Source organism: Phycobacter azelaicus (genome assembly GCF_014884385.1).
Lineage (GTDB): Bacteria > Pseudomonadota > Alphaproteobacteria > Rhodobacterales > Rhodobacteraceae > Phycobacter > Phycobacter azelaicus.
Window position 1 is genome coordinate 316,532 of sequence record NZ_WKFH01000003.1, and the last position, 24,429, is coordinate 340,960.

The following is a 24,429-nucleotide window of genomic DNA, read 5'->3' on the forward strand; positions in this document are numbered from 1 at the left end:
GCCGGAATTCGCGGGCGCGACGCGAAATCCATCCGACGCAAAAATCGACAAAACCGACCTTTCGCGTCATGGCGGTCGCAATATTGTCCCCGGCTGCACCCAAAGGCAGCCAAAAATGCAAAAGACGGCGCAGAATTGCCCCGCGCCGCCCGTGTTCCGCTCAGGTTCTTAACCTGTCAGAATCAGTCGCTGATGATCTTGCCGGGGTTCATGATATTGTCCGGATCCAGCGCCGCCTTGACCGCTGCCATGTACCGGGTCGCAGCACCCAGTTCCTTGTTCAGATAAGGGCGTTTGCCCTGGCCGATCCCGTGTTCGCCGGTGCAGGTGCCATCCATCGAAATCGCCATATCATTGAGCCAGCCGATATAGTCATCAGCTTTCTGGCGTTCCTCGGCGCTGTCCATATCAATCAGCAGAAGGGCATGGAAGTTGCCGTCGCCCACATGGCCGACCATAGGAGCCAGAAGGCCCATTTCCTCGGCCTTGTCGCGGGCCTTGCCAACACATTCCGCAAGGCGCGAGATCGGCACACAGACATCCGTAGACAGCCCCTTGGCGCCGGGGCGCAGGCCAAGGCCCGCCCAATACATGTCATGGCGCGCCTGCCACAGCTTGTTGCGCTCTTCGGCGGTGGAGGTCGCTTCGAAGTCAAACCCGCCGAATTCCTCGGCGATGGAGTTGAACATATCGGCCTGCTCCACCACGCCCGCCTCGGAGCCGTGGAACTCTAGCAGCAGAAGCGGCACCTCGGGCAGATCCAGCTTGGAATAGGTATTGGCGGCCTTCACGCTCATGGTGTCCAAAAGCTCGATCCGGGCCACCGGGATGCCGTATTGGATGGTCATCATCACCGCGCGGCAGGCATCGTCGACGCTGCGAAAGGCACAGCGGGCCGAGCGGATCGCCTCGGGAATGCCCTGCAGACGCAGGGTGATCTCGGTAATCAGACCGAGCGTGCCCTCTGACCCGACCATAAGCCGGGTCAGATCATACCCAGCTGAAGACTTCTTGGCGCGCTGCGCGGTGCGGATCACCTCGCCGTCGGCCATCACGACCTCAAGTGCGATCACATTGTCCTTCATTGTGCCATAGCGCACCGCATTGGTGCCAGAGGCCCGCGTCGCCGCCATGCCGCCCAGCGAGGCATTGGCGCCGGGATCAATCGGGAAGAACAGCCCCTGGTCGCGCAGGAAGGTGTTGAGCTGCTCGCGCGTGACACCGGGCTGCACCACCACATCCAGATCTTCGGCATGAACGGCGAGAATCTTGTCCATTCGGCTCATGTCCACAGAAATGCCACCCGCAGGCGCGTTCACATGACCCTCTAGTGAGGTGCCGGTGCCAAATGGAATGACCGGCACGCCATATTGCGCGCAGACCTTAACGATATCGGAAACCTCTTGCGTAGAGGTCGGGAAAACCACCGCGTCGGGCGCCTGATTGTCGATCCAGGTGGTGGTGTGGCCGTGCTGTTCGCGAATGGCCTGCCCTGTCTGCAAGCGATCCGCAAACTGCTGTTTCAAAACCCCAAGCGCGGCTTTGATGCCCGGTTCGTTGCGCGGCAGTGATGTGGCTTGCACCATGGCTGTTCCCTTCTCCTCCATTTACGTGTTGTCATGTCAACACGCGGGCAAACTATACATCTCCCGCGCCCATATGCAAGCGAGCGCGGGACTTGTCCTACTCGCCCAGCGCAATCCCTTCGCGGCGCGGATCGGCGGCGCCCTTCAGCGTGTCGCCAATCTCGATCACATGCAAACCCGAGGTCAGATCGCGCAGGTTGACCTTGTAGCCCAACGCCTCCAGCGGTTCGGCCAGTTCGGCGGCGGCGCTCCCTTCCTCCAGATCGTAGGTACCGAAGCGATTGACCGCGTGGGGCAAGGCGACCGCCTGTTGCACGTCCATGCCCCAATCAGCCCAGGCGATGATGGTCTTGGCCACATAGCCGATGATTCGACTGCCCCCTGGCGACCCAACGGCCAGAACCGGTTTGCCGTCCTGCATCACGATTGTTGGTGCCATCGAAGAGCGCGGCCGTTTTCCCGGCTCCAGCCGGTTGGCAATCGGCACCCCATCACGATGGGTGCGGAAAGAGAAATCTGTCAGCTCGTTGTTCAGCAGGAAGCCGTTGGTCATCAAACGGGACCCAAAGCCGTTCTCGATGGTGGTGGTCATCGAGAGCACGTTCCCATAGCCATCGACGATGGAGATATGAGAGGTCGAGGGAAGCTCGATCGAGGCATCATCCGCCCAGTTCGGCTCCGCTCCCGCATGATCGAACTCGGGCGCACCGGGCGCGACCTCGGGCAGTGCATCATCGCCTGCCAGCAGTTTCGCGCGCTCTGACAGATAGTCAGGATCTACCAAACCTTTGGTGGGCATCGGCACGTAGTCACTGTCGGCCATGTAGCGGCCCCGGTCGGCAAAGGCGAGGCGTGATGCATCGCCGATCAGCCGCCAGGCCTCGGGGTTTTCCGCGCCTAGCGCGGCCAGATCATATTGCTCCAGCACACCCAGGATCTGCCCCACGGTCAGCGCCCCTGATGAGGGTGGCCCCATGCCGCAGACCTCAAAGGCACGGTATTTCGCGCAAACAGCGGGACGTTCCTTGACCCGATAGAGCGCCAGATCCATCTCGGACAAAACGCCCGGATTGCCTTCCGCATGTGTCACGGTGCGAATGATATCCGCCGCAATCGGCCCAGAGTAGAACCCGTCAGCGCCCTCGGCTGCCAGTGTGCGCAGAACCTTGGCATAAGCCGGGTTCACCAGCCGGTCGCCCGCCTGCAAGGGGGTTCCCCCGGGCAGGAAATACTCTGCCGTTGCGGAAAAGCGCGACAGGCGATCCCCATCGCGTTCGATCAATCCGGCCAGACGCGGAGAGACCAAAAAACCACCTTCGGCCAAATCAATGCCCGCCTCGAACAGTGATGGCCAGTTGGCCCGCCCCCAGCGGCGATGGGCCGCCTCTAAGAGCGCCGGTGTGCCGGGAGTGCCGACCGAACGCCCACCAACCACCGCATCATAGAATTTCAGCGGAGCGCCGCTCTGGTCTTGAAACAAGCGCGGGGTTGCCGCCAAGGGTGCTGTTTCTCGCCCATCCAGCGTGGTGATCTCGCCGCTTGCGGCATCATACCAGACAAGGAAGGCCCCACCGCCCAGACCCGAGGATTGCGGCTCCACCAGTCCCAGAACCACTTGCACCGCAACCATGGCATCCGCCGCCGTGCCGCCGACACGCAAGATCTCTGCTCCGGCAGACACCGCATGGGGGTTGGCCGCCGCGATCATCCAGTCTTGTGCCTCAATGAGCTGACCGGACTCCTTTGCCTTCAGCGCCGCAGCCACCTCCGGGGAAAGCGCCTCAAAGCTGCCCGCCGTCGCCCCCTCCGGCGCGACCGCGTCGGCGGCCTCCTGCGCCCCGGCGACACTCGCCGCGACGACAAACGCGATAATGGCAATCTGTTTCATAAAATCCTCCAACACAAAAAGGAAAACGCGGGCCAATGGCCCGCGTTAGGTCTTACAACATGGATGGCACCACCTGATCCGGCGGGCGGTGACCGTCCTCGAATGTCTTGATGTTTAGGAGCACTTTTTCGCCCATCTCGATCCGCCCCTCGACAGTGGCCGACCCCATATGCGGCAGAAGCACCACATTGGGCAGCTCTCGAAGACGCGGGTTGATGTCGATGCCGTGTTCATAAACATCGAGCCCTGCCCCCGCGATATCTCCAGCCCGCAGCATCCGTGTGAGGGCATGTTCGTCGATCACCTCCCCGCGCGAGGTATTGATGATCACCGCATCCGGCTTCATCAGCTTCAAGCGCCGCGCATTCATCAGATGGAATGTCGAAGGCGTCGAAGGGCAGTTGACCGAGATGACATCCATCCGCGCCACCATCTGATCCAGACTTTCCCAGTAAGTTGCCTCCAAATCTTCCTCGACCTCGGGGCGCAGGCGGCGGCGGTTGTGGTAGTGGATCTGCATACCGAATGCCCTCGCCCGGCGCGCGACAGCCTGACCGATCCGCCCCATGCCCAGAATGCCAAGGCGCCGCCCCGCAAGTCGTCCGCCCAGCATCGCGGTGGGCGCCCAGCCTTCCCATTCGCCTTTTTGCATCAGAGCAAGGCCTTCGGGAATGCGGCGGACCACGGCCATGATCAGCGCCATGGCCATATCCGCCGTATCGTCGGTCAGAACGCCCGGTGTGTTGGACACCAGGATACCGCGCTGGCGCGCCGTGGCCACATCGATGTGGTCAACCCCGGCGCCGTAGTTCGCGATCAGCTTCAGACGCGACCCCGCCTGTGCCAGGAGGCCAGCATCAATGGCATCGGTGACCGTTGGCACCAGAACGTCGGCCTCTTGCATCGCCTGTGCCAACTCGCTGCGGGTCATTGGCGTATCGTCACTGCGAAGCCGCACGTTGAACAATTCGCTCAACCGGGTCTCCACCGGCTCAGGCAACCGTCGCGTAACAACAACAGTCAGACGTTCTCTTACCACTTGCGCTCTCCCATGGCTTTTCAGTTCCAGCACCGCCATGGCATCGTGACGCAGGATGCAGGCAGGCACAAGAACCCTTCCGCTCCTTCCAGGCTAGGTGACGTGACATTCGGACCTTTTCCTCTGCCGGTCAGATGGATAAATCCGATATGCCGCGACAAGGTCGGCAACAGTCGGACAAACACTCCGAACGGGACATGGGCGAACAGGCAGCAACGATGACGGCTTTTAAACTGCGTCTCTATTTGATGGCCCTTTGCGCCGCATTGGCAGGCACCAGCGAGGCTACGGCAGCCGATGCGCGTGGGCCGGTGACTAACCTCCCCCTTCCAAGGTTCGTTTCGATGAAGGCCTCCGAGGCCAACGTGCGCCGCGGGCCGTCGCTAACTCACCGTATCGACTGGGTGTTCAAGCGCCGCGGTATGCCGCTGGAGGTGACAGCAGAATTCGGACACTGGCGCCGGGTGCGCGATCATGACAACGCAGGCGGCTGGGTTCACTACACGCTGATTTCAGGCGTGCGAACGGCGCTCGTCGAAGAAGACATGCTGACCGTCCATGCCCGCCCAGACACGACATCCCCCGTCACAGCAGCCTTTGAACTGGGTGTTGTTGCACGACTTGGCGACTGCACAATAGACTGGTGCGAGATTTCAGCAGGCGGCTACAGCGGCTGGGCCCCAAAGACCAAGATCTGGGGCGTCAGGCCTGACGAAATCCGCGAGTGACACCCCGTGGCGACGTTCAGCCGCGGGAGTCAACAGAACGAATGCTTATCGGCGTGCCTCCAAGGCTGCGAAAGGCCTTCTGGCGGCAGGTGAAGACCAGGATCTGCACGTCATCGGCCTGCAGCGTCAGCGCATCAAAGATCTTTTCGATCCGCGCGTCATCCGTGTAGACGATTGCATCGTCCAGAATGACAGGCGCTGGAGTGCCCGCCTTTGCCAGCAAACGTGCAAAGGCAAGACGCACCAGCAGCGCGATCTGCTCCTGCGTGCCGCCAGACAGGCTGTCAAAATCCGCGCTTTCGCCGTGACGTTCCAATCCTTCCGGCAAGACCTGATCGGCATCCACCGTCAAACGGGCTTCGGGCCAGAGCATACGCAACAGCGGCTTGAGCTCTGCCATAACCGGGCCCACGTAGTGCTCTTTCGCGCCGGACCGCGCCACCTCCAGCGCTGAGAGCAGGCGCTTTTGAACGGCGACTTCGAACTTCACAGCGTCCAGGCGCTGTTTGGCGCGGGCCAGATGGTCCTCGGTTTCGGCCAGTTCCTCTTCCACCGCAGCACTGGCATGCGCTGAGATACGGGCGTCAAGCACAGCCAGATCGCGCAGGATTTCCTGGCTGCGCTGACGAGCGGTCTCATGGGCAGATATCGCGCGTTTCAAGGTGGCTTCGACCAGCGCCATATCCGGCGCTGCCCGGCGCAAGGCGGCCTCGGTTGCCTGAGCCTGAGACAAATCCTTCTGGAGATCAGGCAGTTCGGTCGCAAGCGCACCCAACGACGCCTTGCTCTCCTCTTCGTCCCCCGCCGCAGTCCGCGCCCGGTCCAGACGCTGAGCCGCAGCCTCGAGACGCGAGCGCGCCGTCTCTGCAGCAAGCCGCGCGGCATCCGCAACGCTGCGCAAGGCCTCTTGCTCGGCGACCAAGCGATCCACCGCACTCTCGGCAGCACGGCAGAACGCGTTAGCAGCGGCGCGATCCAAGACTTCGGGCTGATCTGCCGCGCCCTGTTCATCAGACGGCCCTGTCGGCAGGCCCGCAAGCTGACGGCGCAAGGCCTCTACGCCTTCGGGCGCCAATACCGCCAGCAAAGCTTCGGCTTCCTGCCGCTGCCCAGCTGCAGCCAGCCTCCGGTCAAACGCCGCGCGTGCCTCCTCCATCGTCGGATAGCCAACCTGCGCGAGCGCATCTTGCAACTCAGCCTCGGCCTTTTGCACGGTCTCTGCGCCATCCACCTGCGCCGGTTGAATATCAATGACGGCAACCCCTGGCACCTCGATCCGGCCACCATCGGGAAGCGGGTAGCGCACCTTGTCTTCGACGCTTTGACCGTTGAGTTCGAGCACGGCACCGGCCGCCTTTTCGTAATGAACCGTAACTGCGGCTGCGGCGCCCTGGTGTGCCTGGACTGCCAGGGCATATGCCATCTGCGCTGCCTCGATACGCTGCATCATGGTTTGGTCGGGGCCCGTCAAAGCGGGTTTGGCCTGCGCTTTGATCACAGCGATCTGGGCCTGTGCCTTGTCGATGCGCTCGGTCAGCTCTCGGCGCAGCTCATCTGCCTGCGCGGCTGCGGTGGCCTGAAGAGCCCGATCCAGTGCCTGGCGCGCGGCCTTTGCCTTTGCGCGCGCAGCCCCCACCTGTTCAGACAGGGCCTGAAGCCGGGCCGTCGGCGCCTCTAGCGCGCCGCGCGCGATCCTCTCCTCGTCAATCGCGGCCGCATGCGCAACGCGCGCATCCTCCATCTCCTTCAGGGTCTGAGACAGAATGTCTACCTTGCGCGCGTGGTTTTCCAAAAGGGTCTCAGCCAATTGCACCGCATGTCCGGCGCGCGTGAGCTGATCCTGATGACGGCTGGCGGCCTCAAGTGCAGCCCGCGCAGCCTCAAGACGTTCCTCACGCAGGGTGCGCTCTTCAGGATCGTCCAGCTCGACCTGCTCCGCCCGCAGGCCGCGCCTGTTCTCCAAAAGCTCTCGCAGTTCGCGCACCTGCGCACTCAGAACGTCGTGGCGATCTTGCAGATCGGCCACCTCACGCTCCGCCAGATCAAGCGCTCCGCCCTTTTTGGCCCCGCGTTTTGTGACCAGTTGATCCAGCGCGGATTGGACCTTGCGGCATATCGCGTCCATGCGCTGCCCGCCGGTGATCATATCCACCTCTCCTGCCACCGAGGACAAAAGGTCGCGTCGGGCCTGCTGTGTTTCCTTGGCGTCCTCAAAGGAGGTCAGCCCCTGACGCACCCACAAGAGCCCTGACGGCCCGCCATCCTTCGGAGGTTTGATCAGTGTCTTCAGCCAGTTTTCCGCCGCATCGGCCTGGTGCAGCAGGCGGTCCTCCTGCCAAACACGCACTTCGCCCTTTCCAGCGGTCTTGAAGAATTGCTTGGCAATGCGATAGTGCGCCCCCGCGTGCTCCAGATCCACCTCAATCCAAGGATCGCCCCCGGCATGGGGCACCAACGCGCGGATGTCCTTGTCCCATGATTTTGCATCCTTGAAGAACAGCGCGTGCAGCCCATCAAAGACGGTAGACTTACCCTGCTCATTCGGGGCTGATAGCACATTCAGACCGTGGCCGATCCCACCGATTTCTACCGGGTCCACAAAGCGGCGGACGTTCTTAAGGCGTATTGCGCGGATCCTCATGACCGATCCTCCGCATCGCTGTCTGCCTGCACATAAGCGAAGAGACGGTTGAGCGCCGCGGAAGCCACTGCCGGATCCTCCTGTGACGTGGCAGTATTGTTGGCTGCATGCATCAGCTCCTCGGCGGCCACCCGTAGTGCGCCACCCAGTCCAATCAGATCGAGGTCGTCCACGTGATGTTCTGTGCCCAGACCTTCAGCAACCAGATCTAGCTGGCAGAACTCAGGTGCCAGACGCGCAATGGACTGGTCAAGCACCAGACGTTGCGGCGGCGTTGCCCAGCCTGTCGCCCGGATGCGCAGCAAGTGAAACCGCCATTCAGACCGGTCGGGCGGCAGCAAACCGTCCATGGCGGCGGCGATGTCAGTGGTCGGGGTAAGATCAAGCGCCACATCATGCCAATGATACTGACCCACCTCCAAGGTTTCGACCTGTGGCACCTGCGCCGAGGCGGCCAGCTCGACCAGCAGGCATTTGCCGCGCCCTGCGTGTTTGAAACGGTCCGCTTCCGGCGTACCGCTATAGTAGGTGCGGTCATCTACGCGCAAACTGCCGTGCCAGTCACCCAGCGCCAGGTAGTCGAGCCGCGCAAGCCCGGAGCGCCGTGGAGAAATCGTCTCGCCATCGCCGCCTTCGCTGCCGAAATCTACAACACCCCCATGAGCCAATCCGATCCGCAACTGGTCTGCAGTTGTCGCGCAGCCATCCATCCAGGCTGTGAGATCGCGCCCTGTAAAACGATGGCTGCAAGGAGCTGGCAACAGAACGACACCCGGCGCCATCTCCACCGGCTCAGGCGACATCAAAAGATGCACGTTATCGGGTGCGTGTGAAGAAATGGCGGCCCACAAGGGCTCTGCTGCTGCGCTGTCATGATTGCCGGGAATTATCCACCAGTTTAGATCGTTCGCAGCCCCCATCGCGGCCAGAGCCTGCCGCTGAACCCGGTCCGATGGTGTTTCGGTATCGAAGGTATCGCCCGCGATCAGAATATGCGACACTTGTTTGTCCCGAGCCAAAGCGGCCAACCGGGGTAGGATATCCTGCCGCGCCTGCTGCAGGGCAATCCGGGTTTCTTCTTCAAACCGTCCAAACCGCTTGCCCAGATGCAGATCCGAGGTGTGCAGGAAACGAAACGGCGGCATGAAAATCTCCGAAGGGGCTGACCAGACGAAATCGGCAGGCTTTCATGAGTGGCAGAGCACGGCACGTGGGTCAACGCAGCTCTTCTTCCACCAAGGCGATTCTGGGATCCTGCGGGTGTGATAGCAGGTGCAGGCGCAGAATCCGCTCATCCCGCCCACGGTTTGAAGGCGCAAAATACCACGTATTCGAGGCGTTTGGCCGGATATCGCCGCAAATCGTGGCTTCCGCGTCAAACTGCACAGACGAAAACCCATGCCGGCAATTGCGCCTTGGCCGTCTGTGTTCTACACGGTAGGCGATACACCCGGTCAAGCCCCCGACCAGCCCCGCCCCAAGCGGAGCGCTGCCAACAGAAAACGGGGCGCGCGGCCGCCGCTCAAAGTCGACAAAGCTTCCGATATCGCTGAAAGGTTGTGGAACATGACAGAAAATTCTAACCCCGACATTTTGTATACCATCGTAGACGAAGCGCCCGAGCTTGCTTCGGCCTCCTTCCTGCCGATCATTCGCAAGTTCGCTGCGGCCGCCGGTGTGACCGTCGGAACCAAGGACATTTCGCTGGCAGGCCGCATCATCGCAACCTTCCCGGAAAACCTGACAGATGAGCAGAAGCAAAGCGATGACCTGGCCGCCCTCGGCGAGTTGGTAAAAACGCCTGATGCAAACGTCATCAAGCTGCCCAACATCTCGGCCTCGGTGCCGCAGCTGACCGCCGCCATCGCAGAGCTGCAGTCGCAGGGCTATGACATTCCGAACTACCCCGAGGATCCGCAAAGCGACGCGGAAAAAGAGATCCGCGCCCGCTATGACGGCATCAAGGGCTCGGCGGTGAACCCGGTCCTGCGCGAAGGCAACTCGGATCGTCGTTCAGCAAAGGCGGTCAAGAATTACGCCCAGAACAACCCGCATTCGATGGGCGCATGGTCCGCGGACAGCAAGACCAAAGTCTCGTCGATGCCCGGCAATGATTTCTACGACAACGAGAAATCCGCCACTATCACGGCCGCTCAGGCCGGAGATGCCAAGATCGAATTCGTCGCCAAGGACGGCTCTGTCACAGTTCTGAAAGACGGCTGGCCACTGGAAGAAGGCACCGTTGCCGATGCCACCTTCATGTCCGCCAAGGCACTGGCCTCTTTCCTGGCCGATGCCATTGAAGACACCAAGGCAGACGGCACCATGTTCTCGTTGCACATGAAGGCCACCATGATGAAGGTCTCCGACCCGATCATCTTTGGCCACGCTGTGAAAGCTTGGCTCGGCCCGGTCTGGACCAAGCATGGTGAAGCGATTGCCGCTGCAGGTGGATCGCCGAATTCAGGTCTGGGCGCGGTTCTGGCCGCCATCGACACGCTCCCGAACGCGGATGAGATCAAGTCTGAGATCGCAGCACTTGATCGTCCCTCCATGTATATGGTGGACAGCGACAAGGGCATCACCAACCTGCATGTTCCCTCAGACGTGATCATCGACGCCTCCATGCCGGCCGTGATCCGTGCCGGTGGCAAGGGCTGGGACGAGACCGGCGCCAAGGGCGACACCAACTGCGTGATCCCCGACCGCTGCTACTCCACCGTCTATGACGAGACCATAAACTTCTTCAAAGCCAATGGCGCCCTCGATGTGACCAAGGCAGGCTCAGTCGCCAACGTCGGTCTGATGGCGCAAAAGGCTGAGGAATACGGCTCCCATCCTACCACATTTGAGGCCCCCGCCGATGGTGAGATCCGCATCGTTCTAGCTAATGGCGAGACGCTGCATTCGCACGCGGTTGAGGCGGGCGACATCTGGCGCTCTTGCACCGTGAAGAAGGCCCCGATCGAGAACTGGATCCAGCTCGCGATGGACCGTCAGCGTCTGACCGGCTCAGAGGCGATCTTCTGGCTGGACGCAAACCGCGCCCATGATGCCGAGCTGATCAAATACGTCAAACCGGCGCTTGAGGCTGCTGGCGTTGCCGACAAGTTTCTGATCATGGCCCCGCGCGAAGCCACCCGTCAGTCGCTGGAGACCATCACAGCAGGCAAGGACAGCATCGCCATCACCGGCAACGTGCTGCGCGACTACCTGACCGACCTGTTCCCGATCCTGGAACTAGGCACCTCGGCCAAAATGCTGTCGATCGTCAAGCTGATGCAGGGTGGCGGGTTGTTTGAAACCGGTGCCGGTGGCTCTGCGCCGAAACACGTTCAGCAGCTGGTCGAGCAGAACCACCTGCGCTGGGACTCGATGGGTGAGTTCTGTGCTCTGGGCGAAAGCCTGAACTTCCTCGCAGACGTCAAGGGCAACGCCAAGGCGGGTGTGCTGGGCGCCGCGGCCGAGATGGCCACCCAAGGCATCCTCGACAACAACCGCTCGCCCTCGCGCAAGGTAGGTGAGCCGGACAACCGCGACAGCCACTACTGGTTCGCCCGCTACTGGGCCGAGGCTCTCGCCGCACAAACGGACGATGCCGATCTGGCCGCCGAATTCGCCCCCATCGCCAAGGCGCTGGCCGATGGCGAAGACGCGATCCTCGCTGAGCTGGCAGCCGCGCAAGGTCCCGCTGCGGACATCGGTGGATACTATCATCCGAATACTGAGCTGAAAGCCAAGGTAATGCGCCCCAGCGCCACGCTGAACGCGATCATCGACTAAGGCCCGCCATCGGAGAGACATAAAAACACCCAGGCTAACCCCTGGGTGTTTTTTTTGCGTGGACATGTTCCCCCTAATGGGCCTTTGATCAACGGCGGTAGTGGTCAGACCAGTGGGGATGTTCGTCATCGATAATCATAGTGTGCCGATGCCTTCGCTCCCCGTTCAGGTGCGGGTGGCTCAGCGGCAGGTTATCATGAATGTGCTCCACTTCGGTATCATCCGCGGTTGGCCAAAGCCGTAGTGCCGCGAGACACCCGAGTACTGCAATCCCCGCCAAAATCAAAAGGGTGGCCGATGTTCCAAATCGGGTCATGAGCCAGCCCGACAGCGGATAGGACACCAGCCAGCAGGCATGAGAGAGCGCAAACTGCGCGGCAAAGAGCGCTGGACGGTCGGCGGATCTCGCTGAGCGTTTTAACAAACGCCCCGAAGGCGTCATCACTCCGGAATACCCAAGCCCGACCAGCCCCCAGGTCAACAGCAGCGCTCCCCATGACATTCCAAATGCCATGTTCACCAAGGCCAAAGTCGCCAGAACTCCTCCCATAAGAACGGCACCGGCCAGCATAACTGGCCGATCCGGCACGCTCTCAAGCAGACGCGGCAGCGCCAGGGCGGCGATCATGGACCCTGCACCAAAGGCACACATCGCCCAAGCAAGCGCGCTTGCGGGCAAGCCAAGCTCAGAGCGGACCAGAACCACCGAGTTCACCAGAACCATAGAGCCTGCAGCGGAAACCGACAGGCAGAGCGCCAGCAAACCCCGTAGCCGAGGCGTCGCTAGATAGATCCGCATCCCGCGCGTTGTCCTTTCGTAGACACCACGCGACGCAGAATAGTCCAGCTCCGGCTTTGGCAGAGTCACCGAGACCACCAGCAGAGCCGATCCGAAGAAGCCGAGGGCGGTTCCCAAGAACAGTGCGTCATGGCTCATGATCGTCAATAGAATCCCGGCCAGAAGCGGGCTGACGATATTCTCAAGCTCATAGGCTAGCCTCGACAGCGAAAGCGCCTGAGTGTAACGTGTCTCTTCCGGGAGCAAGTCAGGGATGGTGGCCTGAAATGCAGGTGTAAATCCTGCCGATGCAGCCTGCATTACAAAAATGAGCAGATAGACCTGCCAGACCTCATTCACGAAGGGAAGTGAAACAGCGGCGGCGGCACGTACCAAATCCAAACCGACCAGCAAACGCCGCCTGTCAATCCGCTCGGCAAGCGCCCCAGCCAGCGGAGCAATGCCCACGTAGGCAACCATCTTGATGGTAAACACCGTTCCGAGCACCAAAGCAGCGCGCTCCCCCGCCAAATCGTAGGCGAGAAGTCCGAGGGCAACCGTGGCCAGCCCCGTCCCTGCCAGGGCGACGATCTGAGCCAGAAAGAGATGCCGGTATCTACGGTCCTCCAAAGCGTTCCACATTGTAGCTCCAGTCACGTTCGCCCCAGATTAATGCCTGTCTCGCACTGCACGCACATCCAGGCCTGAAGAACAGCCCATTGCTGCACATCCACCCGACACAGAAGTCACACTCGCCGACAATACTCTGGTTTCGCAACAACTCAATGGCACGCCCCGTCGCCAACATCGCCCCTCAAAAGGAAACCGCCCGGCATTGCTGCCGGGCGGTCTGCAAAATCTGTTAAACAACTGTGGCGCGCGTCTCAGAAATCCTGCCACTTGTCGAGAGCAGCGTTGCCGTCGGTGCCGGTTGCGGCCGGAGCGGCCTCGTTGAAATCGCTGAAGTCCCAGTCGTCATCCCCATGCGCCGTCGGTGTGCTGGCGGCCGGTTTCGGCGCGCTCATCTGTGTGATGCCGCTGCTGCCGGAGACTTTGAAATGCGCCACCAGCTCAGCCAGTTTGGTTGCATCGCTGTTCAGCATATGGCCCGCAGCCGTCGCCTCTTCGACCATGGCCGCGTTCTGCTGCGTCACCTGATCAAGCTGCACCACCCCGGTGTTGATTTCCCCGAGACCCGTGGATTGCTCCACAGCACCTTCGGCAATATCTGTTACCAGCTTCGAGATATGGTTCACCCGCTCGACGATATTGGTGAGCGCATCGCCCGCCTTGCCGACCAGGTCCACGCCGCGCTCCACCTGGCGCGAGCTGTCGCTGATCAGCGTCTTGATCTCCATCGCCGCATCCGAAGAACGCTGCGCCAGCGCACGCACTTCGGAGGCCACCACCGCAAAGCCGCGGCCCGCTTCGCCCGCGCGGGCGGCTTCGACGCCTGCGTTCAGCGCCAGAAGGTTGGTCTGGAAGGCAATGTCGTCGATCACGCTGATGATCTGCGCGATATGGGTCGAGGACTGCTCGATCTCGGTCATCGCCGACACCGCGCTTTGCACAACGACGCCGCTGTTCTCGGCCTCCTGCTTGGCCTCTTCCATGATGTTCTCGACGCTGCGCGCACCTTCGGCGGCGGATTTCACGCTTGCGGTGAGTTCATCGAGGGCCGCGGCGGTCTCTTCAAGGGTGGCCGCCTGGCTTTCGGTGCGGTGCGACAGATCATCCGAAGACTGGCTGATCTCGGCCGCGCCGTTGCGGATGCTCTGCGCAGAATCGACGACCTGGGCCACCGTGGCATTCAGGTTTTCGACCGTTTTGTTGAAATCGGAACGCAGCTGCTCGTAATCCTCGGGGAAGGCGCTTTCGATGCGTACAGTCAGATCGCCACCTGCGAGAGACGACAGACGGCTGGTCACGGTCTGCACCACCTCGGCCTGAGCGCGGTCACGCTCCTTCTGAGAGGCCTCAAGTTCCTTCTGACGGATCAGCGACTTGCGGAAGACATCCAAGGTGCGGGACATATCGCCAATCTCGTTCTGGCTGTTCATGCCCGGAATTTCAGAATCGGTATCGCCCTCGGCCATGGACTTCATGCGCTGTTTCAGGTTCTCGATCGGGTTGATCACGCTGCGCGCGATGAAGAAGGCGGCCACGCTCATAGCGGCAAGGCCCAACGCAAGTGCTGCCAGAGCCGCGTTACGGAAGACTGCAATATCTGCGTCAATGTCGGCCACGTAGTCGCCGGTACCCACAACCCAGCCCCAGGGTTCAAACAACTTCACATAGCCCATTTTGGCTTCGGGTTCGTCAGAGTCGGGCTTGTTGAAGTGGTATATCACTGAGCCGGCACCGTCTGCCTTGATAACCTTCTGGAATTCCTGGAAGACCTTCACACCGTTTACATCTTCAAACTCGGTTTGATCATTACCAATCAGCTGTTTGGCAACAGCATGCGCAACCATCAGGTTGCTGCTGTCGAAAGCAAAGAAATAGCCTGCCGTTCCAAAGCGCGGTTTTTCTACCGCCTGGATACCGAGCTCACGCGCTTCTTCCGGGCTCAGCGTCCCTGCCTGGACCTGGGCTTCAAGATCGGCCAGGATGCTGATTACGGAGTCGGTCAAGCTATCGAGCTTGTCAGCGCGCAAATCATACGATTTCTCAACTGCGCGGGAGAGCATCGCAAAGGTCAAGACGGCGGCAAGCACAATGGCCAAACTTGCCAAAGCGTAGATTCGAGCCGGTAACCGGTACAGAAACGTGGGCATGTTTAACAGGTCCTTTAGTGAGGCACATTTGGTCGCTGTTATAAGTACCCTTTCCTAATAATCCCTTAGATCACCTGTTCGAATTTTAAACTTCAGCCCTCAGAGTTGGGCGCTGAAATTGGGCAAACTCTGCCCGTCTGTGGACACATCGGCGGCAAAGGGGCTCAAACACTATCCATTTTGAAAAGGGACCATTTTCGCCCTCTCGCACAAACACTTAGAATGTCGGGCACTCTGGGGGGGAGTCGTCTGCAAATGAAACCGGATCGCTGAAAGTGATCGTCGCGCTCTCACTCGACATAGCCCACCGCACCGCCCTTGGGAGGCACGCCCCATTTTCAATTATCTGGAAGCTGCAACCGCAGACACAGACCAAGCTGCTTTGCAGAAGTCGAATCACGCTGGAAGCGTCGCGTGAGGCACTTCTCGCTCCATCACCCTGGCAAATGTTATTTCTTTGCTCAGAAGTCCGTCGGCGCACCTCCCTCGGCCTTTCGGCGGGCCACGAAGTCCGCCAATTCCTCCCGGATCGCCACGTCCATTGCTGGGGCTTCGAAGTCCGCCAGGATCTCCTTGTAGAGACTGTGCGCGCGTTCCGGTGTCCAGATCGCGCCCGCCACCTCCCAGGCCTCATAGTTGCGCCAATCGCTCAAAAAGGGCTGATAGAAGGCGTCGGTGTAGCGGTCCTGGGTATGCTGGATGCCAAAGAAATGCCCATCGTTGCCCACTTCCCGGATTGCTTCAAGGGCGATGTCTTCGGTGCCGGTGGCGCAGATCTGGGGCTGCAGATAACGCTGGATCTGCTGAAGAACCTCGCAATCCATAATGAACTTTTCCGGGCTAGCGATCAGGCCGCCTTCGAGCCAGCCCGCCGCGTGATAAACCATGTTAGTGCCCGACTGCACCGCCGCCCAAAGGGAGTTGGAGGTCTCCCACATGGCCTGCCCATCGGGCACATTTGCCGCACAGACTCCCGAAGAACGCATCGGCAAGCCATAAAAACGCGCCATCTGTCCCGTCATCTGCGTCGCACGCATGTATTCGGGTGTGCCAAAGGCGGGCGCGCCCGATTTCATGTCGACGTTCGAGGTGAAGGTACCAATGGCGCAGGGCGTGCCGGGGCGCACATATTGGAAGAGCGCAATGGCGCAAAGGGATTCCGCAATCGACTGCGCCACCGCACCCGCCATGGTCACCGGAGCCATGGCTCCGGCCAGTGTAAAGGGGGTGACCACCACTGCCTGTCCCTTGCGCACCATACGTAAACAGCCGTCGATCATGGGAAAATCATGTTTCAGCGGGGAGGTGGAGTTGATGTTTGTGTACATATGCGGGCGGCTCTCGAACTCCTCATGGCTGAGACCGCCTGCGATGCGCACCATTTCCATCACGTCTTCGACCCGTTCCTTACCCAGCGAATAGGCATGCATCACCTTGTCCGTGAGTGTCAGCTTGTCATAGAGCACGTCCAGATGCCGGATCGAGGCATGGATATCTACGGCCTCAACCGGATAGCCGCCTGCAAAATGAATGCAGTTGAAGTACTGGGTGAGTTTGAGAAGGTTCTGACAGTGCTCACGCGTGCCGGTGACCTTTTTTCCCAGTTCCAGATCCCAGTAATTCGGTGGCGATGAAACATTGCCAAAGAGGATGTGGTTGCCACCCACTGGGATCTTGCGGTCCGGGTTTCGCGGTGTGATCTCAAAGCAGTCCGGAGCCTTGTCCACCATCTCCATGACAAACTCACGGTCCATGCGAACCAGATCGCCCTCAACCCTGCAGCCTGCCTCCTTAAAGATCTCGATGGCTTCAGGGTTGAGGAATACAACGCCGATTTCTTCCAAGATGCGCATGGCGCCGTCGTGAATGGCGGCCACGCCTTCAGGGGCAAGCGGTTCGGTGGGCCGGTCGGTGTTGACGGGAACAGACCATGGCATCTGGTTGAGCGCTGCCCCACCGCGCCGAGCGGCCGCACCTGCCCTGCCACCACCGCGCCTGCGGGCCGCTGCTGCTCGTGCCATGGTATCCTCCATCCAATTGCGCCCGGCGCCAGCCCAAGACTGGCTCTTCCGGTTTGCCGCTCTGCGGCTTTCAACTGGCCCGATATCGACGGAGGCAACCTTTCCATTCACGACATCGCTTGTCGTTTTTTCGCAGCATACCGCCGTGAGCAGCACTTTCTGGACAGATATGAACAGTAATGGTCACGAGCGAGTGTCTCTTTGCATCGGATACCACGCGCTAGGACTGCGTTCCCGCTCAATGATCCTGTTGATCAAGCCAGTCCGGAATATGTCCGATATTCGGAAGAACTACGTCCGCATGCGGGTGCAATTCCTCACGAGGCGCCAAACCTGTGAGCACACCAATGCGGCGCATGCCAGCAGAGGCGCCAGCCTGAAGATCATGCAGGCTGTCCCCTACCATTGCAGATCTTTGCGGGGAAATGCCGCAATGCTCGCAAAACGCCAGAAGAGGTGCCGGGTCGGGCTTAGCCCCATGCCCGCTGTCGAACCCAGCGACAAAGGCAAAACGGTCCAGAACCCCTGCACGCTCAAGCTGACTTACAGCCGAAACCTCAGCGTCATTTGTCATAACACCAAGAACCTTGCCGCGCTCCAACAGCCCATCAAGAAAAGCCGCCAAGGGCACAGCCTCAGCCAGATCCGCCTCGGCAGCATTGCGGGCCAGGTACTGCTCAAGCTCTGGTTCCGGCATATGCGGCACATACGGGCATAGGGCGCTGGCGACCTCGGCATTGGTGCCTGCGATCACAAAGCTGTCGGGACGAAAAACCTCCGCCGCCAAGTCAAAGCCAAGCGTGTGTGCCATCGCCTGCGCAAGCGCCTCGTCCCCTGCCGAAAGCGACTTCAACATTTTCGCCGCCCACCCGTTCCAGGTGGCGGCAAAGTCGAACAGCGTTCCGTCCTTGTCGAACAGAAAAGCATCTACGGGCATGGGCATGTCCTGCGCAAAAGTTTCAACATCAGTCTGCGAGCGATCTATCAGGTCCAGTGGATCTGCGCACCACCCGGAAGGGCCATCCGAGCTTGCATGGGTGATTCATATTGAAGTCCCACGCTATCGCAAAACTCAATCACCCAAGCATCGTCCATCGTTAAGAAATCGAGCACGGAGCCCAAAAACTCCGGATCCGCGGCACGGCTCTTCAAATCGTCGATGCTTGCGCCCGTCGCTCCCATAAACACTGGAAAAAGCTCATCATTTCCAGACAACCAGGCCAGCGCCTGCAGTGCGATTGTCTCAGCTTGATCAGCGGAAATCTGCATATGGGCACCTTCCTGACACGTTGCAGCCATTTTAGTAAAAATACGAAACAGTTTATTAACCAGTGACTGAGAAAACTTCCAGTCATCGAAACCCATGCATCGAAAGGGTACTGCGTGCAGGGAACCATTCTGGTCATAGACGGTGTTTCCACCAACCGGATCATGATGAAGGTCCAGCTGACGGCGGCGTATTACGACGTCGTACTCGCCTCCCGTGTGGATGGCGTGCTGGAGGTTGCGCGCAGCTGTCGTCCCGATCTTGTGCTCACAGCCAATGCCCTCCCGGATGGGAACGCCGCAGATGTCAAACAAGAGCTGAGACGTGACGACACTTTGGCGGATGTGCCGGTGATCGCCGTCACCCGCACCGACAATCCCGTCCGACGTCTCGAAGCCCTATCGGCGGGCATTGACGATGTGCTGCCGCAGCCGCTGGACGACGTCATTCTCCAGGCCCGGATCCGCAGCCTCCTGCGAGTGCGCAGCACCAACGAAGAGCTGAACATGCAGCGAGACGCTTCGCACGGGTTCGTTCTGCCTCTGACGGACCGCGCAGCAACAGCCCACACGCCGCCGGCCAGCATCGCATTGGTAGCCGAAGATCTGCAGACTGCCCGAGACTGGCACGAACGTCTGTCGAGCCATGTGTACCACGACATCCGCACCCATCAGATCGGCGACATCCAGCCGCTGATGAGCGAGCCCGTTGCCGATGTCTTTATCATTGAGCTGAACGAGACGACCTCAGGCGCGGGCCTGCGACTGCTCGCCGACCTGCGGGCACGGGCAGCCACTCGTCAATCGGTTGTGATCGCTGTACCCAACCCGGGCGATCCGCACGTGGCAGCCGAAGCCCTCGACCGGGGAGCTCATGACGTCCTGCAAACCGGATTTGACGTCGAAGAGCTTGCGCTGCGTCTTGATACCCAACTTCAGTACAAACATCGCCATGATTTGCTGCGGGCCAGCGTGCGCAACGGGCTGCGCGCCGCCGTCGAGGACCCGATGACTGGTCTGTACAACCGCCGCTATGCCAAGCCATTCCTTGATCGCACCGCCCGCAGCGCTGCCGAAACCGGTGACAAATTCGCCCTCATGCTGGCCGATCTAGATCACTTCAAGCAGATCAACGACCGCTATGGCCACCCGGCCGGAGACGCCGTTCTGATCGAAGCCGCGCGTCGCCTACAAGGCCATCTGCGTCCTGTCGATTTGCTGGCCCGTGTAGGGGGCGAAGAGTTCATGATTGTGCTGCCGGGCGCCGATGAACTGGAGGCTGGTCAGGCTGCCGTGGCACTGTGCAATGCGATCAACAGTCAACCCTTCGAGGTGCCTGGGATCAATCACCCGGTTTCCGTGACCATCAGCATCGGCGCCGTGGTCGGCGGCGGGGCCAAGACTGATAAGATCCCGGTCAACGACCTGATCGCCAATGCCGACCAGGCCCTTTACAATGCCAAGAATGCAGGACGCAACCGCGCCAAACTCTCAGCGCCGGGTGCGGCAGTCGCCTGACCTTTCACGTCCTTGCCCAGATTTCGGGGCGAGACATGGAACCTCACCGAGTGGCCTTGCAAGGCGGACATCACCGCCTACTCCTGGGCTGGACGATGCTTTACCCAGCCCCCATGGTGATGCAGCTTGGACTGCAGCCGTGTCGCATAGTGTTTGCGTTCATCCGGCGTCATGGCCTCGACCTGAGTGATCCAGGCTTGCTGAACAGACAGATGAAAACCGTGGCGGGTGTCGGCCTGTACGCGCAGCAGATCGGCCAGAGCGTCCAAATCAAGGGGCTCCGCCATCAGGATTGCAATGACTGCGTCCCCTTCGGCGCGACGGCGCGCAGAATAGCTGCGAAATTCTCCTTCGGCGCGGCGGCGCAGATCGCGGCGCGTGTCAGGGTCCAGATCGTGAAAAATCAATGACCCGACCGAGGGCGGGCGATGACTGGGGTGTCCCCCATCATGCCAGCGCAGCGCGGCCCCGACAGCCAGCCCCGCAACCGCGAGGTTCGCAGCCAATGAGACCGCCAAAAGTACCTTCAGCCAAGGCCGCATGCCGGTCCGGCGCTCCTGCCCGGAGGTTGGGATCTTCTCATCGGTGCTCATTGCGTGTCCTCATCCAAGAGCGCGGTCAGGTCGTAACTTTCATACGGCAGAGCCTCTGTCTGCGAGGGCGTTGTCAGGATTTCCACCGGGTCCGGCAGAAAATCAGGCGGCACCAGACCGATCCAAAGCCCTGCACCGCAGGCCGCAACCATGCCGCCCATGGCCGGCCAGCCGCCGACGGCGCGCCAGAACTGCTGGCAGTTCCGCAAAACACGAGCACCCAGCGCCTGCCGCGCAGGCTGTTGCAGCATTGCACCGTGGCCCTTTTGCTCCGCCTGCACAGACATCGCATCTGCAAGAACCCGCGTCCTCAAGCTCTCCGGCATGTCAGGTCGGCTGTGACGCGCTTCTGCAAACAATGTGTCCAGCTGGTTCAGATCTTCATTGGTGTCAGCCATCGTCATACCCCAGTTCCTCGCGGCGCTTGGCCAGCATGCCCGCCAGTGCCCGTTTACCCCGGGCGGTCAGGCTTTCGACCGCCTCGACGCTGATATCCATAATCGTGGCAATCTCAGGATTCGCCAGTTCTTCCAGGTGGCGCAGGATAACTGCCTGTCGCTGACGCTCGGGCAATTGCATCAAGGCTGCCTGCAGCGCGTCGTTGCGGGCGTCATCCTGCATCTGCTCAGGTGCACCTTTTGCCGGGTCGGTCGGCTCAGGCACTGCATCCAGATCAAGATGTCCGCCGCGCTGGCGCCGTTTGAGATCGATGCAGAGGTTCATCACCACACGATAGAGCCAGGTCGATACTCGTGCCTGCCCCGGCTGCCAGTCCGGAGCCATGCGCCACAAGCGCAGCATCGCCTCCTGAGTAACATCCTCGGCCTCGGCGGGGTTTCCAAGAACCCGCAGAGCAACCCCATACGCGCGAGGGCCAAGTCGATCAGTCAATACCGCTGCTGCACGCCCATCGCCCGCCACCAAACGCGCCAGTAGAGCGTCATCATCAGGCGGTGATCCGCTCACTTCGGGCAGGCCTTCCGAAAAAGCCCCGCCCAGCGATATGTCCGGTCTTTGCAGCACGCCTGAGAAATCAGTCTTGTCCCATGCCCTGTCCCGGCTTTTGGCCAGATTTTTGGCCACAATCCCGGCCTTTGTGGTGTTTGCCGCGCATGTTTGCACGTGCCTCTTGGAATTCTTCTTTCGAGATCGCGCCGTTGCCATCACTGTCCATGCGCGCGAACATATCACCACGCTGGCGCGATTTGGGCAACTCGTCAGGGCCAAGGGCACCGTCTCCATCGCTATCGTGGCGTTCGATCATGCGAACTGCACGCTCTGCCGCACGCTTGACGCCCTCCGCCTCGATTTCCGCCGCTGACAGTTTCCCGTCTCCGTCCGTATCTGTCGCAGCAAAGCGAGCAGCGCGGTGAGCCTCGATCTCGGCCTTGGTAACTTGGCCATTGCCATCGGCGTCGAGTTCTTCGAAAGAGGCGCGAGGGCCGTGCATTCCCGGCTTGGCCAAAGCGGCAGATGCCCCGGCAAGGCCAGCAGTTGCGACGATAACGGCAATAAAGTGCGTATGTTTCATAGCAATTTTCCTTGTGCTCGCAGCAACGCTGTGCTGCCTGTTGCAAGTATGAAACGCCCCGGATCCAACTTTCCGTCGCACTAAAGTGAATTAAGTCTTGAGCATTAGCCTTGCGGCATCCAGCCGCAGAGCTTGTGCCACCCCCTTTTACTCGTGCATGAAGCGCGCGAACATGGGCACGCAACACAGGATTTTCCATGACCGAGTCTCAAGCCGTACAGGCGCCCCATATTGCAAACGACCGCCCCACCAAACCGGCCCTCATCAAAGGCTGGCGCCGCAAATGCCCGGACTGCGGCAAAGGCGACCTGCTGCACTCCTACCTCAAGGTGAACGACAACTGCAGCAATTGCGGTCTCGATCTTTCCGGACACCGCGCCGACGATGGCCCGGCCTATCTGACCATCCTGATCGTTGGCCATCTGATGGCCCCGATCCTGCATGTGGTCTATTTCGCGTACAGACCGGAACCGCTTGTGACATTTACTGTTTTCTCGATTGGCTGTCTCGCGTCCTCCCTATATCTTCTGCCGAGACTGAAGGGAATTGTCGTGGCCTATCAATGGGCCCGGCGCATGCATGGGTTCGACAACAGGACCTGATTCCTTTCCACGACCAGCAAGGGGGGAGGCAGATGAGCAAAGCAGAGGTACAAGGTGAAACCAGCCAGGACAAATCGGCCATCCGCAACGCAGCGACGGTGATCGCAGTGCGTGACCGGATGTCCGACGACCCGCAGGTCCTGATGGGACAACGCGGAGCCAAGGCAGCGTTCATGCCCAACAAGTTCGTCTTTCCAGGTGGCGCTGTCGATCCAGCCGATGCGCTCGTTCCACTGGCCGATCCCCTGCCCGATGTGTGCCGCAACCGCCTGTCAGAGCAGGCCCCCAAAGACCTGCATCACGCCCTTGCAGCCGCTGCCATTAGGGAGTTGTGGGAAGAAACCGGCCTCCTCTTGGGGAGGCAGGGGGAGTGGTCCGGAGCGGTACCGGAAGACTGGCACGCCTTTGCCAAAAGTGGTCATCTGCCATCGGCCCGGGCACTTCAGTTCGTGTTCCGCGCCCTGACGCCTCCCGGACGGCCACGGCGGTTCGACGCGCGCTTCTTTCTAATAGATGCGGCCGAGATCTCAGGCGATCTTGATGATTTTTCAAAAGCCTCGGATGAGCTGTCCCATCTTCAGTGGATCCCGCTGAGCGAGGTGCGCACCTTCGATCTCCCCTTCATTACCGAAGTTGTTCTGGCCGAGGTCACAGGTCGCATCCGCGACACCAGCCCGCCCGCCAGTGTGCCCTATTTCCGCAACGATGATGAAACCAGCCTTTTCCTGAGACTCAAGGGCTATCCGATGCCCGAGAGCCACTGACGCGGCATGGTCAAAGCGCCAGGACCAGCGCAAGAATCGACAGGCCCAGCAGCCCCATACCGATAATCTCGCGAGCCGAGATTTTCTCTTTGAAGAACAAGACTGAGGCCAGAAGCGAAAGCACAAGTTCGATCTGCCCCAGTGCCTTGACGTAGGCTGCATTCTGCAAGGTGAAGGCCCAGAACCAGCAGAAAGAACCGCCCATGCTGGTCAGCCCCACCCAAACCGCCACTCGGCGCGCGCGCCACACCCTTGTGATCTCTCCCTTTTCACGCAAGGCCAGCCAGACAAGCATGAAGAGCGTCTGCAAGGTGACGACGGCAGACAGGGTGATGCCTGCACGCAGCATCGGCTCAAGGTCGCCCAGTTGCAGGGATGCCCCACGATAGCTGACGGCGGAAAAGGCAAAGAGCACCCCGGATCCAAGCCCCAGCAATGATGCCTTGTTGGTCAGATGCTGCCACCAGGCGCCTTTCACATCCGGGGTTTTCGACAGGACCAGAACCGCCGAAAGACCAATCAAGATCGCCGCCCAGCCCCAGGGACTCACATCGTCACCCAGAACAATGAGGCCCACAATCGCCGTCTGGATCACTTCGGTTTTTTTGAACGTGATCCCAACAGCAAAATTCCGCTGTTTGAACAGCGCCACTACGCAAACCGTCGCCAGGATCTGGGCAGTCCCGCCGATGGCTGCGAATGCCCAGAACCTAGCGTTCAACTCGGGCAGGCTCTGCCCTGTTGAGACCAGGTAGGCCGCAAGCGTCGTCACGATGATCGGCGCCGAGTAGGCGAACCGTGCGAAGGTCGCTCCGCCCGGCGACAAGGTGACGCTGCTCAGGACCTTTTGCAGCATGAAGCGTACGGTCTGAAAGGTTGCAGCGGCGATGGAGACGGGAATCCAAGTCAACATG

At 60.6% G+C, this 24,429-nt stretch carries 20 protein-coding genes; 5 read left to right on the forward strand and 15 right to left on the reverse strand.

Features of this window, described 5'->3' with window-relative positions; genetic code table 11:
* Positions 1–182: 182 nt before the first annotated feature.
* From INS80_RS02630 to INS80_RS02640, 3 genes are all read right to left on the reverse strand, one after another.
* The gene (locus INS80_RS02630; RefSeq protein ID WP_192967160.1) at positions 183–1,586 is read right to left on the reverse strand and encodes an FAD-binding oxidoreductase; all 1,404 of its coding nucleotides are present in this window, start codon (positions 1,584–1,586) and stop codon (positions 183–185) included.
* 97 nt (positions 1,587–1,683) lie between these two features.
* The gene (gene ggt, locus INS80_RS02635) at positions 1,684–3,474 is read right to left on the reverse strand and encodes a gamma-glutamyltransferase (protein WP_192964111.1); all 1,791 of its coding nucleotides are present in this window, start codon (positions 3,472–3,474) and stop codon (positions 1,684–1,686) included.
* Between the two features lie 52 nt (positions 3,475–3,526).
* A complete protein-coding gene (locus INS80_RS02640) occupies positions 3,527–4,513 on the reverse strand; it encodes a 2-hydroxyacid dehydrogenase (RefSeq protein ID WP_192967161.1) in 987 nt (328 codons plus the stop codon).
* Positions 4,514–4,761: 248 nt separating this feature from the next.
* On the opposite strand from INS80_RS02640, the gene INS80_RS02645 reads away from it, so the two are divergent.
* Positions 4,762–5,241: an SH3 domain-containing protein gene (locus tag INS80_RS02645; protein ID WP_226892688.1), complete on the forward strand. Its 480-nt coding sequence runs from the start codon at positions 4,762–4,764 to the stop codon at positions 5,239–5,241.
* Positions 5,242–5,257: 16 nt separating this feature from the next.
* On the opposite strand, the gene INS80_RS02650 is transcribed toward INS80_RS02645, so the two are convergent.
* Both INS80_RS02650 and INS80_RS02655 read right to left on the reverse strand, forming a co-directional pair.
* Positions 5,258–7,882 carry an AAA family ATPase gene (locus INS80_RS02650; RefSeq protein WP_192964112.1) on the reverse strand — a complete coding sequence of 875 codons (2,625 nt, stop codon included), beginning with the start codon at positions 7,880–7,882 and terminating at the stop codon, positions 5,258–5,260.
* Positions 7,879–9,027 (reverse strand): metallophosphoesterase family protein, encoded by a 1,149-nt coding sequence (locus tag INS80_RS02655; protein ID WP_192964113.1) that lies wholly within the window; start codon positions 9,025–9,027, stop codon positions 7,879–7,881. Before INS80_RS02655 ends, INS80_RS02650 begins: the two co-directional genes overlap by 4 nt.
* A 421-nt stretch (positions 9,028–9,448) precedes the next feature.
* Between INS80_RS02655 and INS80_RS02665 the strand changes: the two genes are divergently transcribed.
* Positions 9,449–11,665, forward strand: a complete 2,217-nt coding sequence (locus INS80_RS02665) for an NADP-dependent isocitrate dehydrogenase (protein WP_192964116.1) — start codon at positions 9,449–9,451, stop codon at positions 11,663–11,665.
* 88 nt (positions 11,666–11,753) lie between these two features.
* Here the strand turns inward: INS80_RS02665 and INS80_RS02670 are convergent, their stop codons facing one another.
* From INS80_RS02670 to INS80_RS02690, 5 genes are all read right to left on the reverse strand, one after another.
* Positions 11,754–13,085, reverse strand: coding sequence for an MFS transporter (locus INS80_RS02670; RefSeq protein WP_192967163.1), 1,332 nt, complete (start codon positions 13,083–13,085; stop codon positions 11,754–11,756).
* Positions 13,086–13,327: 242 nt separating this feature from the next.
* Positions 13,328–15,220, reverse strand: coding sequence for a methyl-accepting chemotaxis protein (locus INS80_RS02675; RefSeq protein WP_192964117.1), 1,893 nt, complete (start codon positions 15,218–15,220; stop codon positions 13,328–13,330).
* A gap of 461 nt (positions 15,221–15,681) precedes the next feature.
* A complete protein-coding gene (locus tag INS80_RS02680; RefSeq protein ID WP_192964119.1) occupies positions 15,682–17,241 on the reverse strand; it encodes a trimethylamine methyltransferase family protein in 1,560 nt (519 codons plus the stop codon).
* Positions 17,242–17,479: 238 nt separating this feature from the next.
* Positions 17,480–18,178 (reverse strand): HAD family hydrolase, encoded by a 699-nt coding sequence (locus INS80_RS02685; protein WP_192964121.1) that lies wholly within the window; start codon positions 18,176–18,178, stop codon positions 17,480–17,482.
* Positions 18,179–18,225: 47 nt separating this feature from the next.
* Entirely contained in the window at positions 18,226–18,510 is a 285-nt protein-coding gene (locus INS80_RS02690) for a DUF3572 domain-containing protein (RefSeq protein ID WP_192967164.1), read from the reverse strand.
* 114 nt (positions 18,511–18,624) lie between these two features.
* On the opposite strand from INS80_RS02690, the gene INS80_RS02695 reads away from it, so the two are divergent.
* Positions 18,625–20,025 (forward strand): diguanylate cyclase, encoded by a 1,401-nt coding sequence (locus tag INS80_RS02695; RefSeq protein ID WP_192964128.1) that lies wholly within the window; start codon positions 18,625–18,627, stop codon positions 20,023–20,025.
* A 77-nt stretch (positions 20,026–20,102) separates the two neighbouring features.
* Here INS80_RS02695 and INS80_RS02700 read toward each other — a convergent pair whose 3' ends face one another.
* Genes INS80_RS02700 through INS80_RS02715 form a run of 4 tightly spaced genes read right to left on the reverse strand, consistent with a single transcriptional unit; the run spans position 20,103 to position 22,149 of the window.
* A complete protein-coding gene (locus INS80_RS02700; RefSeq protein ID WP_226892540.1) occupies positions 20,103–20,618 on the reverse strand; it encodes a periplasmic heavy metal sensor in 516 nt (171 codons plus the stop codon).
* The gene (locus INS80_RS02705) at positions 20,615–21,022 is read right to left on the reverse strand and encodes a hypothetical protein (RefSeq protein ID WP_192964129.1); all 408 of its coding nucleotides are present in this window, start codon (positions 21,020–21,022) and stop codon (positions 20,615–20,617) included. The genes INS80_RS02700 and INS80_RS02705 overlap by 4 nt, the downstream gene beginning before the upstream one ends.
* Positions 21,009–21,623 (reverse strand): RNA polymerase sigma factor, encoded by a 615-nt coding sequence (locus INS80_RS02710; RefSeq protein ID WP_369411438.1) that lies wholly within the window; start codon positions 21,621–21,623, stop codon positions 21,009–21,011. Before INS80_RS02710 ends, INS80_RS02705 begins: the two co-directional genes overlap by 14 nt.
* Before the next feature lie 28 nt (positions 21,624–21,651).
* Entirely contained in the window at positions 21,652–22,149 is a 498-nt protein-coding gene (locus tag INS80_RS02715; protein ID WP_192964130.1) for an EF-hand domain-containing protein, read from the reverse strand.
* Positions 22,150–22,346: 197 nt separating this feature from the next.
* Here INS80_RS02715 and INS80_RS02720 point away from each other — a divergent pair, with 197 nt between their 5' ends.
* Entirely contained in the window at positions 22,347–22,751 is a 405-nt protein-coding gene (locus INS80_RS02720) for a DUF983 domain-containing protein (RefSeq protein ID WP_192964131.1), read from the forward strand.
* A 32-nt stretch (positions 22,752–22,783) separates the two neighbouring features.
* A complete protein-coding gene (locus tag INS80_RS02725) occupies positions 22,784–23,515 on the forward strand; it encodes an NUDIX hydrolase (RefSeq protein ID WP_192964132.1) in 732 nt (243 codons plus the stop codon).
* A 10-nt stretch (positions 23,516–23,525) separates the two neighbouring features.
* Here the strand turns inward: INS80_RS02725 and INS80_RS02730 are convergent, their stop codons facing one another.
* Entirely contained in the window at positions 23,526–24,428 is a 903-nt protein-coding gene (locus INS80_RS02730) for an EamA family transporter (protein WP_192964133.1), read from the reverse strand.
* Between the last annotated feature and the right edge of the window lies 1 nt (position 24,429).

What these genes read in the sequence shown, in the direction of transcription:
- INS80_RS02630 (WP_192967160.1), bottom strand. Translation starts at nt 1,586, where the DNA reads ATGGTGCAAGCCACATCACTGCCGCGCAACGAACCGGGCATCAAAGCC.
- ggt (WP_192964111.1), bottom strand. Translation starts at nt 3,474, where the DNA reads ATGAAACAGATTGCCATTATCGCGTTTGTCGTCGCGGCGAGTGTCGCC.
- INS80_RS02645 (WP_226892688.1), top strand. Translation starts at nt 4,762, where the DNA reads ATGGCCCTTTGCGCCGCATTGGCAGGCACCAGCGAGGCTACGGCAGCC.
- INS80_RS02650 (WP_192964112.1), bottom strand. Translation starts at nt 7,882, where the DNA reads ATGAGGATCCGCGCAATACGCCTTAAGAACGTCCGCCGCTTTGTGGAC.
- INS80_RS02655 (WP_192964113.1), bottom strand. Translation starts at nt 9,027, where the DNA reads ATGCCGCCGTTTCGTTTCCTGCACACCTCGGATCTGCATCTGGGCAAG.
- INS80_RS02665 (WP_192964116.1), top strand. Translation starts at nt 9,449, where the DNA reads ATGACAGAAAATTCTAACCCCGACATTTTGTATACCATCGTAGACGAA.
- INS80_RS02670 (WP_192967163.1), bottom strand. Translation starts at nt 13,085, where the DNA reads ATGTGGAACGCTTTGGAGGACCGTAGATACCGGCATCTCTTTCTGGCT.
- INS80_RS02675 (WP_192964117.1), bottom strand. Translation starts at nt 15,220, where the DNA reads ATGCCCACGTTTCTGTACCGGTTACCGGCTCGAATCTACGCTTTGGCA.
- INS80_RS02680 (WP_192964119.1), bottom strand. Translation starts at nt 17,241, where the DNA reads ATGGCACGAGCAGCAGCGGCCCGCAGGCGCGGTGGTGGCAGGGCAGGT.
- INS80_RS02685 (WP_192964121.1), bottom strand. Translation starts at nt 18,178, where the DNA reads ATGCCCGTAGATGCTTTTCTGTTCGACAAGGACGGAACGCTGTTCGAC.
- INS80_RS02690 (WP_192967164.1), bottom strand. Translation starts at nt 18,510, where the DNA reads ATGCAGATTTCCGCTGATCAAGCTGAGACAATCGCACTGCAGGCGCTG.
- INS80_RS02700 (WP_226892540.1), bottom strand. Translation starts at nt 20,618, where the DNA reads ATGAGCACCGATGAGAAGATCCCAACCTCCGGGCAGGAGCGCCGGACC.
- INS80_RS02705 (WP_192964129.1), bottom strand. Translation starts at nt 21,022, where the DNA reads ATGACGATGGCTGACACCAATGAAGATCTGAACCAGCTGGACACATTG.
- INS80_RS02715 (WP_192964130.1), bottom strand. Translation starts at nt 22,149, where the DNA reads ATGAAACATACGCACTTTATTGCCGTTATCGTCGCAACTGCTGGCCTT.
- INS80_RS02720 (WP_192964131.1), top strand. Translation starts at nt 22,347, where the DNA reads ATGACCGAGTCTCAAGCCGTACAGGCGCCCCATATTGCAAACGACCGC.
- INS80_RS02725 (WP_192964132.1), top strand. Translation starts at nt 22,784, where the DNA reads ATGAGCAAAGCAGAGGTACAAGGTGAAACCAGCCAGGACAAATCGGCC.
- INS80_RS02730 (WP_192964133.1), bottom strand. Translation starts at nt 24,428, where the DNA reads ATGTTGACTTGGATTCCCGTCTCCATCGCCGCTGCAACCTTTCAGACC.